This is a genomic window from Myroides gitamensis, assembly GCF_029894455.1.
In the GTDB taxonomy this organism is placed as follows: Bacteria; Bacteroidota; Bacteroidia; order Flavobacteriales; family Flavobacteriaceae; genus Flavobacterium; species Flavobacterium odoratum.
The window spans coordinates 3428092-3440204 of the sequence record NZ_JARYHN010000001.1 but is presented as its reverse complement, the minus strand read 5'-3'; the positions used below and the strand labels follow the sequence as shown (position 1 = coordinate 3440204).

Here is a 12113-nt window from a genome sequence, read left to right as displayed (position 1 = left end):
GAGCAAAAGACCTCCGATTCACAATAAGTTTATAAATTTGCAGAAATAATTTTTTACCATGTATAGAACTCATACTTGTGGAGCATTAAGTGCTTCTGATATAAATACAACAGTTACCCTTTCAGGCTGGGTGAGCAAACACCGTGATAAAGGTTTTATGATTTGGGTTGATTTACGCGATCGTTATGGTATTACACAATTGATCTTTGATGCAGAGAGAACAGATAAAACTGTTTTTGAAACAGCTAAAAACTTAGGTCGTGAGTATGTAATTCAAGTAACGGGAACTGTAATTGAACGCGCATCAAAAAATCCGAATATGCCAACTGGGGATATTGAGATTTTAGTTGAGTCACTAACGATTTTAAACGAATCAAGTGTTCCTCCTTTCACTATTGAGGATGAAACAGATGGTGGAGAAGATATTCGCATGAAATATCGCTACTTGGACATTCGTAGAAATCCAGTAAAAAACAGTTTACTTTTCAGACATAAAGTAGCACAAGAGGTGAGAAATTACCTTTCTGCTCAAGATTTCTGTGAGGTAGAAACGCCTTATTTAATCAGCTCTACACCTGAGGGAGCTCGTGATTTCATCGTGCCTTCACGTATGAATCCAGGTCAATTCTACGCATTACCACAATCACCACAAACATTCAAACAATTGTTGATGGTAGGTGGTATGGATCGTTACTTCCAAATCGTGAGATGTTTCCGCGATGAGGATTTACGTGCAGATAGACAACCTGAATTTACGCAAATCGACTGTGAAATGGCTTTCGTAGATCAAGAAGATGTTATGGATACTTTCGAAGGGTTAACTAAACATTTATTGAAATCTGTTCACGGCGTTGAAATTGAAGAATTCCCAAGAATGACGTATGAAGAAGCGATGCGTACGTATGGTAATGATAAACCAGATATTCGTTTCGGAATGAAATTCGGTGAATTAAACGCAGTAGCTCAACACAAAGATTTTGGTGTTTTCAACAGTGCTGAATTAGTAGTTGGTATTGCCGTTCCTGGCGGAGCAGCTTATACAAGAAAAGAAATTGACGCTTTAATTGATTGGGTAAAACGCCCTCAAGTTGGAGCATCAGGTATGGTATATTGTAAATGTGAAGCAGATGGTTCATTCAAATCTTCTGTAGATAAATTCTATGACCAAGAAGATTTAAAACAATGGGCAGCTGTTACAGGTGCACAAGCTGGAGATATTATTTTGGTTCTTTCGGGTCCTGCAAATAAAACAAGAGCGCAATTAAGTGCACTTCGCATGGAGTTAGGAAATCGTTTAGGTTTGAGAAAATCTGATGAATTTGCTCCACTATGGGTAATTGATTTCCCATTATTTGAGTGGGATGAAGAATCAGGGCGTTATTTTGCAATGCACCACCCATTTACATCACCGAAGAAAGAAGATATCGCTTTATTAGATACTGATCCAGGTAAAGTACGTGCAAATGCCTACGATATGGTTTTAAATGGAAATGAAATTGGTGGAGGTTCTATTCGTATTCACGATAAACCAACTCAAGAATTGATGTTTAAACACTTAGGTTTCTCTAAAGAAGAAGCAGAAAAACAATTTGGTTTCTTACTAAATGCATTCCAATACGGAGCACCACCACATGGAGGATTGGCTTTCGGATTAGATCGTTTAGTTGCAATTTTAGGAGGACAAGAAACGATTCGAGATTTCATTGCTTTCCCTAAAAACAATTCAGGAAGAGACGTAATGATCGATGCACCAAGTGCTATCCGCCCAGAACAATTAGAAGAATTACATATCGCAATCAAAGCGGAATAATAACAAAAACGGGAACCTTTAAAGTTCCCGTTTTTTTATTGCTTTATTTTATATAGCACAGCCTCTTCGCCCTCTAATAGTATATCTTGCTCATAGGTAAGTCCTAGTTTCTCTAAAACGCGTATAGAAGCGATATTGGCTTTCATCGCTCGACCAATAATACAATCTAATCGGAATTGATTTAATCCCACATGCAAGCAAGCTTCAGCGCTTTCTGTTGCATATCCTTTTCCCCATTCTTCTTCAAAAAAGCGAAAACCGATATCTGTTTGTTGCGTATCAGCATCATACTTTAAACCACACCAACCGATAAATTGTCCCGAATCTTTTAAGATAACAGCCCATCGTCCATAGCCATTAAGCTGATAATCACTGTAATTTTCTAAAAATTCTTTAGCTTCTTCCACGGTTGCAAAAGCAGTATTACCCGTATAACGAATCACATTGGGATTTGCATTTAATGCATAGAATGACTGCGCATCTGTTGGTTGCAATTCTCGAAGCAACAATCTCGGTGTTTCAGCGATTAATTTCATCTGGATCCCTGAAAAAAGTTATTTGCCGTTATAAGTATTCATTGCATTATTCAATCCACCCAAAGCAAACTCCTGAATAGCCTTAGAAGACGTTTCTAGACGTTCTACGAGCTTTTGTTTCTCTTCTTCGTCCCATTCACCCAAAACATAATCCACTTGCTGTCCTTTCTTAAATTCATCGCTAATTCCAAATCGAAAACGAGGGTAGTTGGTATTGTTTAACACCGCCTGAATATTCTTCAATCCATTATGACCTCCATCAGACCCTTTGGCCTTAATGCGAAGAGCTCCAAAAGGAATATTCAAATCATCCGTAACGACTAAAATATTCTCCAATGGAATATTTTCTTTTTGCATCCAATATTGAACAGCTTTACCGCTTAAATTCATATACGTATTGGGTTTAAGCAAAAGCAATGTTCGGCCTTTTATCTTAACTTCCGCAAGACTTCCCAATTTTACGGTTTGCCAATCTCCACCTAAATCACGGGCTACTTGATCGACAATCTTAAATCCAATATTATGACGTGTATGAATATATTCAGCTCCTATATTTCCCAATCCTACAATTAAAAACTTCTTCATGGTATGATGTTACTAATTTTCAAGGTACAAAAATAACGCAAACCCAAGACATTCCATAAGTTATTTGACCAAATAAAAAAAGCGCCTGTAAAAATACAGGCGCTTTCAAACAATATATATTGACTATAATTATTTTTTCTTTGTAGGAGCTTTTGCTGCTTTTGCTGCTTCTTGAGCTGCTTTCATAGCTGCACGAGAAATTCTCACTTGACAAACTACAGTGTTGTCTGGGTGTAATAATTTGTAGTTATCAGTTGTAATATCTGTAACGTATAATTTATTACCCATTTCTAAGTTAGAAATGTTTACTTCTACGAAGTCAGGTAAGTTAGCTGGTAAAGCTCTTACTTTTAATTTACGGTTGTTGATGTTTAAAACACCTCCAGCCATAACTCCTTTTGAGTTACCTGCGATTTTGATAGGCACTTCTAAAGTGATTTCTTTATCGTCGAATAATTGGTAGAAATCGATGTGTAAGATTTTGTCAGATACCGGGTGGAACTGAATATCTTGTAAAATTGCATTGATTTTTTTACCACCTTCTAATTCAATCACAACAGTGTGTACATTAGGAGTGTAAACTAAACTTTTAAATGCTTTCTCTTCTGCTGTGAAGTGGATTGCTGATTGTTCTCCTCCGTATACTACGCAAGGAACCATTCCAGCATTACGTAAGGCTTTAGTAGACACTTTACCTACGCTTTCTCTTTCTGATCCTTTAATTGTAATTGATTTCATTACTTTAAATATTTAGTATTAATAATTTACATGACGAATGTTTTGCTAATCGATAAATTCGACTGCACATTGTGCATTGTTTCTGCAAACAAAGGCGCACAACTTAACACTTTAATTTTATTACATGGTTTCTTCAATGGAATTGAATCTGTAACGATTAATTCAGTTAATGAAGACTCCTCGATTTTTTCATAAGCGCTTCCTGATAAGATTGCATGTGTACAAATTGCACGTACGCTCAAAGCACCTCTTTCTAACATCATATCAGCTGCTTTCGCTAACGTACCTCCTGTATCAATCATATCATCCACTAAGATTACGTTACGCCCTGTAACATCTCCAATCAACTCCATCTTTTCAATGATGTTCGCTTGTTTTCTTTGTTTATAGCAGATTACCACATCTGAATCTAAAAACTTAGAATAGGCATAGGCACGTTTTGAACCACCCATATCTGGTGAAGCGATAGTCAAATTGTCAATGTTTAAACTCTTCACGTATGGTAAAAATATCGTTGAAGCGTATAAATGATCTACTGGTTTTTCAAAGAATCCTTGGATTTGATCTGCGTGTAAATCCATAGTCATGATTCTCGTTGCTCCAGCTGATTCTAATAACTTAGCTACTAATTTAGCCCCAATCGGAACCCTTGGTTTATCTTTTCTATCCTGTCTAGCCCATCCAAAATAAGGGATTACCGCAGTAATATGTCTTGCTGATGCTCTTTTAGCTGCATCACACATTAACAATAATTCCATTAGGTTATCTGATGATGGGAATGTAGAACAAACAAGGAAAACTCGTCTTCCTCGAATTGATTCTTCAAAAGAGGGTTGAAACTCTCCATCACTGTAATGTGATAACGTAGCTTTACCCAATTCTACACCATATTCCTTTGCTATCTTCTCTGCTAACTCAACGCTTTGCGAGCAAGCAAAAATTTTTGCTTCTGATTCAGGATTTAACATTTTTTCTAATTAGTTGTTATGTTGTTAGTTAGTGCCTCCTTATAGTAATTCAGCGATGCAAATTTATAAAATATTAATTGACTAGAACGATTTTTTTGCTTTTTTTCTTTGATAGCTTATTTTTTTCTGTAAATTTGCACTCACAATTCAACACCAAATGCCCGGATGGCGGAATTGGTAGACGCGCACGACTCAAACTCGTGTTCCTAGGAGTGTGGGTTCGATTCCCACTCCGGGTACGAAAAAAGCCTAACTTTTCAGTTAGGCTTTTTTATTTACTATCCTTTTTGTTTCCAAAAACAAGTATAATTTAGATCAACTGTTTACAGTCAATCGTGAACTATTTAGCATCATCTGCAGAAGGACCATACATTCCAGGAATTGGAATATCTAGCAAACGCAAATAAACTGATAGTTGTCCTCTGTGGTGATAGATGTGATTATTTACAATAAAGCGGTTCGCACCAACCTTTGGCATTTCCATAATCGTATGATCACCTGCTTTTAATGCCCAGTTCTCCATCCATTGCTCCTCTGTAGTCGATTCAATAGCGGTTACAACGCGTTTTTCATACGCATCGATAAGTTGGAGTGCTGATCTGTAGAAGTCGCTTCTAAAGGCTTATAATCCGTATGGAAGTTTAGTTCGCCTTGTTTCGTAATAAATTCTGTCCAAACGATCAATTCAACAATATGTTTCGACAAATCTCCTAAACTCATCGACTTTTCATGTGGTTTCCACCCCCATTTATCTGTTGGCACACAAGCAATAATCTTTCTTGTACTTCCTAATTCATGTTGCAATTCAAGCAAAAAACTTTTATTAATACTCATAATGTTAGTTGTTATTTTTCTTAGAGGAAAACTACAAAACTTAAAGCAAATAATCAATTTCTTTGAGAACTATAATTTATTGCAAAGGAAAAGCTCAAAACATCCCTTCGAACTTCCTAAATCCTTTTTTATCTTTGTAAAAAACAAAACCATTGAAAACAGATACTACCTACCTTTCCTTTGATGAAGCTAAACGCAAATTAGAAAACTATTGTGCGTATCAAGATCGTTGTCACTCTGAAGTAGTCAATAAGATGTTTCTATTGGGAATAACACCACAAATACACGATGAAATCATCGTACACCTCATTGAACATAGTTTCTTAAACGAAGAGCGATTTGCCAAGAGTTTTGTACGAGGGAAACACCGTTTAAATGCCTGGGGAAGAAATCGAATTACCACAGAATTAAAATTCCGAAATATCAATAGTCGAATCATTGCGATTGCTCTGGCTGAAATTGAAGATGAAGAATACTACCAAACCTTTGATCGCATTAGCGAAAACAAATGGAATCAATTAACTGATACTGATATACAAAAGAAAAAACAAAAGTTTCAAGCTTACTTATTTCGCAAAGGATACGCGATGTCAGATATCATAAACAAAACCCAAGACTTAGAGATAACATAGTATGTAAGCCCTTTTTTAGGGCTTTTTTGTTTTTTCGCTTCTTTGCTTTTTTGTAGTTGTATCGTTTATAAGGATATTTTACTGCGATACGATATGCATCATGCAAGAAGGCCAATTGCCATTGGCCCCTACGTCTTTTTCCAAACCGGTATAAAACAAAAAAGCCTGACTACTTACGTAATCAGGCTTTTCAAAAGAAGGGCGACGACATACTCTCCCACCATGTGGCAGTACCATCTGCGCTAGCGGGCTTAACTTCTCTGTTCGAAATGGGAAGAGGTGAGCCCCGCCGCAATAACCACCCTAAAGCGGTTGTTATAAATTCCTCTCGGATCCTATAACTAATTCGGTATATTATAACGTAACAAATACTTATTTCATTTTAGAAAGTTGCCCTCCCTCTACTTATTAGTAGAGGGAGTACACATAAGCTTACGAGCTATTAGTACTACTTGACTATGACATTACTGCCTTTACATCTATAGCCTATCAACGTTGTCATCTTCAACGGCTCTTTAAAGAAATCTCATCTTGTGGTGGGTTTCGCACTTATATGCTTTCAGCGCTTATCCCTGCCCAACGTAGCTACTCTGCGATGCCCCTGGCGAGACAACAGATGCACTAGAGGTTGGTCCAATTCGGTCCTCTCGTACTAGAATCAGATCCACTCAAATTTCTAACGCCCACAGTAGATAGAGACCGAACTGTCTCACGACGTTCTGAACCCAGCTCGCGTGCCACTTTAATGGGCGAACAGCCCAACCCTTGGGACCTTCTCCAGCCCCAGGATGTGACGAGCCGACATCGAGGTGCCAAACCCCCCCGTCGATATGAGCTCTTGGGGGAGATCAGCCTGTTATCCCCGGCGTACCTTTTATCCTTTGAGCGATGGCCCTTCCATGCGGAACCACCGGATCACTATGCTCTACTTTCGTACCTGATCGACTTGTTAGTCTCCCAGTCAAGCTCCCTTATGCCATTGCACTCTACGCACGGTTACCAAGCGTGCTGAGGGAACCTTTAGAAGCCTCCGTTACTCTTTTGGAGGCGACCACCCCAGTCAAACTACCCACCAAGCAATGTCCTCTGCAGTGCAGAGTTAGATCTCAAATAAGCAAAGGGTGGTATTTCAACAATGACTAACCTACGCCTGGCGACGCAGGATCGAAGTCTCCCACCTATCCTACACATCACTTATCCAAGAACAATACTAAGCTATAGTAAAGGTGCACAGGGTCTTTTCGTCCCACTGCGGGTAATCGGCATCTTCACCGATACTACAATTTCACCGAGCTCATGGCTGAGACAGTGTCCAGATCGTTACACCATTCGTGCAGGTCGGAACTTACCCGACAAGGAATTTCGCTACCTTAGGACCGTTATAGTTACGGCCGCCGTTTACTGGGGCTTCAATTCAATGCTTCTCCGAAGATAACATCTCCTCTTAACCTTCCAGCACCGGGCAGGTGTCAGGCCCTATACTTCATCTTACGATTTTGCAGAGCCCTGTGTTTTTGATAAACAGTCGCCTGGACCTTTTCACTGCGGCCAGCTTGCGCTGGCGACCTTTCTCCCGAAGTTACAGGTCTATTTTGCCTAGTTCCTTAGCCATGAATCTCTCGAGCGCCTTAGGATACTCTCCTCGACTACCTGTGTCGGTTTACGGTACGGGTACTAATAATCTAAGTTTAGAAGCTTTTCTTGACAGCCCTTAGGCACACTATCTCGTTGTTCGAAAACGCTGAGTACTATCGCATTTCTCCATCCCCTACGCATTTTACTATAGGGAATATAGGTACGTGCTTCAACGAACTATTCCGTCAGTTCGCGGTGCTTTCATCACTGTGTCACTCCATCACAATTATTAGTAGTACGGGAATATTAACCCGTTGGCCATCGACGTCCCCCTTCGGGTCTGCCTTAGGTCCCGACTAACCCTAAGCTGATTAGCATAGCTCAGGAAACCTTAGTCTTACGGCGGGGGTGTTTCTCGCACCCCTTATCGTTACTTATGCCTACATTTTCTTTTCTATAAACTCCACCATATCTCACAATACGGCTTCTACGTCGATAGAATGCTCCCCTACCACTCACGTTTAAAACGTAAATCCATAGCTTCGGTAGTATACTTATGCCCGATTATTATCCATGCTCGATCGCTCGACTAGTGAGCTGTTACGCACTCTTTAAATGAATGGCTGCTTCCAAGCCAACATCCTAGCTGTCTGGGCAATCAAACCGCGTTTTTTCAACTTAGCATACATTTGGGGACCTTAGCTGATGGTCTGGGTTCTTTCCCTCTCGGACATGGACCTTAGCACCCATGCCCTCACTGATGATTATCATTAATTAGCATTCGGAGTTTGTCAGGAATTGGTAGGCGGTGAAGCCCCCGCATCCAATCAGTAGCTCTACCTCTAAGTAACTATGATCATCGCTGCACCTAAATGCATTTCGGGGAGTACGAGCTATTTCCGAGTTTGATTGGCCTTTCACCCCTACCCACAGGTCATCCGAAAACTTTTCAGCGTTAAACGGTTCGGTCCTCCATTTAGTGTTACCTAAACTTCAACCTGCCCATGGGTAGATCACACGGTTTCGCGTCTACCACTACTGACTAAAGCGCCCTATTAAGACTCGCTTTCGCTACGGATCCATGACTTAATCACTTATCCTTGCCAGCAACGGTAACTCGTAGGCTCATTATGCAAAAGGCACGCCGTCACCCCACAAAGGGGCTCCGACCGCTTGTAGGCGTATGGTTTCAGGATCTATTTCACTCCGTTATTCACGGTTCTTTTCACCTTTCCCTCACGGTACTGGTTCACTATCGGTCTCTCAGGAGTATTTAGCCTTAGCGGATGGTCCCGCCAGTTTCAATCAGGGTTTCACGTGCCCCGACCTACTCAGGATACCACTATCCTTATCTTCTCTTACTTATACGGGACTATCACCCTCTTCGGTTTACCTTTCCAGGTAATTCTAATTCAATCCGCAAGAAATATCGTGGTCCTACAACCCCAATATTGCCGTAACAACATTGGTTTGGGCTATTCCGCGTTCGCTCGCCACTACTAGCGGAATCACTTTTGTTTTCTTCTCCTCTGCCTACTTAGATGTTTCAGTTCAGCAGGTTCGCCTCCTATTCGGATACTATGTCTTCAACATAGTGGGTTGCCCCATTCGGATATCTACGGATCAAGTCGTGTGTGCCGATCCCCGTAGCTTTTCGCAGCTTATCACGTCCTTCTTCGCCTCTGAGAGCCTAGGCATTCCCCATACGCCCTTATTTTGCTTATGTGCTTACAATTCTTTCGAATCGTACTTTCTATAAATTTTTATTAAAATAATAATATTACTATTACTATCTAACTGTATTTGTCGTTACAATATGTCAATGATCGTTTTGAACTTGCGTTCTTGTGGAGAATATCGGAGTCGAACCGATGACCTCCTGCGTGCAAGGCAGGCGCTCTAGCCAGCTGAGCTAATCCCCCATTATAAGGTTACAGGTTAACAGTTTACAGTCAACAGTAACTTTCAACGGTTTAACTAACCTCTAGAATTTCCTTTGTAATACTTAGTAGTCCCCGGGCAGACTCGAACTGCCGACCCCTACATTATCAGTGTAGTACTCTAACCAGCTGAGCTACGAGACTCTGTATATTACTTATTTTTTTTATTTGAACAAACAGCGAGAGTAAATAAACCAACCTCTTTTTTTCTCTAGAAAGGAGGTGTTCCAGCCGCACCTTCCGGTACGGCTACCTTGTTACGACTTAGCCCTAGTTACCAGTTTTACCCTAGGCAGCTCCTTGCGGCGACCGACTTCAGGTACCCCCAGCTTCCATGGCTTGACGGGCGGTGTGTACAAGGCCCGGGAACGTATTCACCGGATCATGGCTGATATCCGATTACTAGCGATTCCAGCTTCATGGAGTCGAGTTGCAGACTCCAATCCGAACTGAGACCAGTTTTTGAGATTCGCATCCAGTTGCCTGGTAGCTGCTTTCTGTACTGGCCATTGTAGCACGTGTGTAGCCCAAGACGTAAGGGCCGTGATGATTTGACGTCATCCCCACCTTCCTCACGGTTTGCACCGGCAGTCTTGTTAGAGTTCCCGGCATGACCCGCTGGCAACTAACAATAGGGGTTGCGCTCGTTATAGGACTTAACCTGACACCTCACGGCACGAGCTGACGACAACCATGCAGCACCTTGTAAATTGTCCGAAGAAAAGTCTATCTCTAAACCTGTCAATCTACATTTAAGCCTTGGTAAGGTTCCTCGCGTATCATCGAATTAAACCACATGCTCCACCGCTTGTGCGGGCCCCCGTCAATTCCTTTGAGTTTCATTCTTGCGAACGTACTCCCCAGGTGGGATACTTATCACTTTCGCTTAGCCACTCAGTCCGAAAACCGAACAGCTAGTATCCATCGTTTACGGCGTGGACTACCAGGGTATCTAATCCTGTTCGCTACCCACGCTTTCGTTCATCAGCGTCAATAAGTACGTAGTAATCTGCCTTCGCAATTGGTATTCCATGTAATATCTAAGCATTTCACCGCTACACTACATATTCTAATTACTTCCATACTATTCAAGTTTAGCAGTATCAACGGCAATTTTATAGTTAAGCTATAAGATTTCACCACTGACTTACTAAACCGCCTACGAACCCTTTAAACCCAATAATTCCGGATAACGCTCGGATCCTCCGTATTACCGCGGCTGCTGGCACGGAGTTAGCCGATCCTTATTCTTACGGTACCGTCAAATAATTACACGTAATTACATTTCTTCCCGTACAAAAGCAGTTTACAATCCATAGGACCGTCATCCTGCACGCGGCATGGCTGGTTCAGAGTTGCCTCCATTGACCAATATTCCTCACTGCTGCCTCCCGTAGGAGTCTGGTCCGTGTCTCAGTACCAGTGTGGGGGATCTCCCTCTCAGGACCCCTAATCATCGTCGCCTTGGTATGCCGTTACCACACCAACTAGCTAATGATACGCATGCCCATCTTTTACCGATAAATCTTTATTATATAAATGATGCCACTCATATAAACCATGGAGCATTAATCCGAATTTCTCCGGGCTATTCCCCTGTAAAAGGTAGGTTGCATACGCGTTACTCACCCATCCGCCGGTCTCTAGAAAGCAAGCTCTCTATACCCCTCGACTTGCATGTGTTAGGCCTGCCGCTAGCGTTCATCCTGAGCCAGGATCAAACTCTTCATCGTATATTTTTAATATTGTAAAAAGTTAGCTAGTTTATTCGTGATCCTAAAATCACCTTACTCTCTTTATTTTGTATGCTGTTGTCCAATATGTCTATGATCGTGTTTCAAACTCTCTTCTACTTAAATTTCGAAGCGAGTGCAAAAGTAAACAACTTTTTTGATTTGACAAAAAAAATTTAGATTTTTTTCTTTCCTTCTTTTCGTCATCCCTTGTTTACCAAAGCGAGTGCAAAAGTAAAAACTTTATTTGAATTAGCAAAACTTTTTTGAAAAATATTTTTTCATCCCTTTTCGCTAACCCCAGTATTTACTGAAGCGGACTGCAAAGATAAGACTCTTTATTTCGATTATCCAAATTTATTTTTAAAAATATTTTTTAGCTAATCTCAAGTCTTTTCTACTGCTTTTCTATGAACGTCTGCTTGTTTAATGCGGATGCAAAAGTAGCACCTTTTTCGCCACTTCCAAACTTTACGCAACCTTTTTTTAAAAGTATTTTCGATAATTGTCGCAACTCGCTATTATCATACACGTTACATCTAAAAGTTTTTTTGACTTTTTCATGGTTTGGGATCGCGTGGAGCGATGATGCTGCTTTTTTGCGTTTTTGCAAGGGGCGTTTTTGGGGAATGCATCAAGCAAAAGAAGGTTTTCTTTTGAAAAAAGTGTTTCGAGCATAGAGGCACATTGCCATGTGCCCGTACGGGAGAAGGATATTTTTTGGTTTTTATTCTCTCCTTATATATATAGGTAGACGCTTTT

General features: G+C 40.7%; 8 protein-coding genes, 3 tRNA genes and 3 rRNA genes. 3 read left to right on the top strand and 11 right to left on the bottom strand.

The window, feature by feature from the left end:
• Nucleotides 1–58 precede the first annotated feature (58 nt).
• Entirely contained in the window at nucleotides 59–1810 is a 1752-nt protein-coding gene (gene aspS, locus M2306_RS15310) for an aspartate--tRNA ligase (RefSeq protein ID WP_115091983.1), read from the top strand.
• A gap of 35 nt (nucleotides 1811–1845) precedes the next feature.
• Here aspS and M2306_RS15305 read toward each other — a convergent pair whose 3' ends face one another.
• The 4 genes from M2306_RS15305 to M2306_RS15290 form a co-directional block, all read right to left on the bottom strand.
• Complete coding sequence (locus tag M2306_RS15305) at nucleotides 1846–2346, bottom strand: GNAT family N-acetyltransferase (RefSeq protein ID WP_115091984.1); 501 nt, start codon at nucleotides 2344–2346, stop codon at nucleotides 1846–1848.
• Nucleotides 2347–2364: 18 nt separating this feature from the next.
• On the bottom strand, nucleotides 2365–2931 hold the full coding sequence (gene pth / locus M2306_RS15300; protein WP_002988257.1) for an aminoacyl-tRNA hydrolase: 567 nt from the start codon (nucleotides 2929–2931) through the stop codon (nucleotides 2365–2367).
• Nucleotides 2932–3060: 129 nt separating this feature from the next.
• The gene (locus M2306_RS15295; RefSeq protein WP_115091985.1) at nucleotides 3061–3669 is read right to left on the bottom strand and encodes a 50S ribosomal protein L25/general stress protein Ctc; all 609 of its coding nucleotides are present in this window, start codon (nucleotides 3667–3669) and stop codon (nucleotides 3061–3063) included.
• Between the two features lie 26 nt (nucleotides 3670–3695).
• Nucleotides 3696–4637 (bottom strand): ribose-phosphate pyrophosphokinase, encoded by a 942-nt coding sequence (locus tag M2306_RS15290; protein ID WP_002988261.1) that lies wholly within the window; start codon nucleotides 4635–4637, stop codon nucleotides 3696–3698.
• Between the two features lie 159 nt (nucleotides 4638–4796).
• On the opposite strand from M2306_RS15290, the gene M2306_RS15285 reads away from it, so the two are divergent.
• Nucleotides 4797–4876: transfer RNA gene (locus M2306_RS15285), tRNA-Leu, on the top strand.
• A 101-nt stretch (nucleotides 4877–4977) separates the two neighbouring features.
• Here the strand turns inward: M2306_RS15285 and M2306_RS15280 are convergent.
• Together M2306_RS15280 and M2306_RS15275 are read right to left on the bottom strand one after the other, a co-directional pair.
• Nucleotides 4978–5187 (bottom strand): DinB family protein, encoded by a 210-nt coding sequence (locus M2306_RS15280; protein WP_259189445.1) that lies wholly within the window; start codon nucleotides 5185–5187, stop codon nucleotides 4978–4980.
• Between the two features lie 5 nt (nucleotides 5188–5192).
• On the bottom strand, nucleotides 5193–5471 hold the full coding sequence (locus tag M2306_RS15275) for a DinB family protein (RefSeq protein WP_259189279.1): 279 nt from the start codon (nucleotides 5469–5471) through the stop codon (nucleotides 5193–5195).
• A 152-nt stretch (nucleotides 5472–5623) separates the two neighbouring features.
• Between M2306_RS15275 and M2306_RS15270 the strand changes: the two genes are divergently transcribed.
• Nucleotides 5624–6103: a regulatory protein RecX gene (locus M2306_RS15270; RefSeq protein WP_259189278.1), complete on the top strand. Its 480-nt coding sequence runs from the start codon at nucleotides 5624–5626 to the stop codon at nucleotides 6101–6103.
• 196 nt (nucleotides 6104–6299) lie between these two features.
• Here the strand turns inward: M2306_RS15270 and rrf are convergent.
• From rrf to M2306_RS15245, 5 genes are all read right to left on the bottom strand, one after another.
• Nucleotides 6300–6409 (bottom strand): 5S ribosomal RNA (gene rrf, locus M2306_RS15265).
• 116 nt (nucleotides 6410–6525) lie between these two features.
• Nucleotides 6526–9404, bottom strand: a 23S ribosomal RNA gene (locus tag M2306_RS15260).
• Between the two features lie 122 nt (nucleotides 9405–9526).
• A tRNA-Ala gene (locus M2306_RS15255) sits at nucleotides 9527–9600 on the bottom strand.
• 87 nt (nucleotides 9601–9687) lie between these two features.
• A tRNA-Ile gene (locus M2306_RS15250) sits at nucleotides 9688–9762 on the bottom strand.
• Between the two features lie 71 nt (nucleotides 9763–9833).
• Nucleotides 9834–11351, bottom strand: a 16S ribosomal RNA gene (locus M2306_RS15245).
• Together the 16S, 23S and 5S rRNA genes with 2 tRNA genes alongside form the textbook arrangement of a ribosomal RNA operon.
• Nucleotides 11352–12113 lie beyond the last annotated feature (762 nt).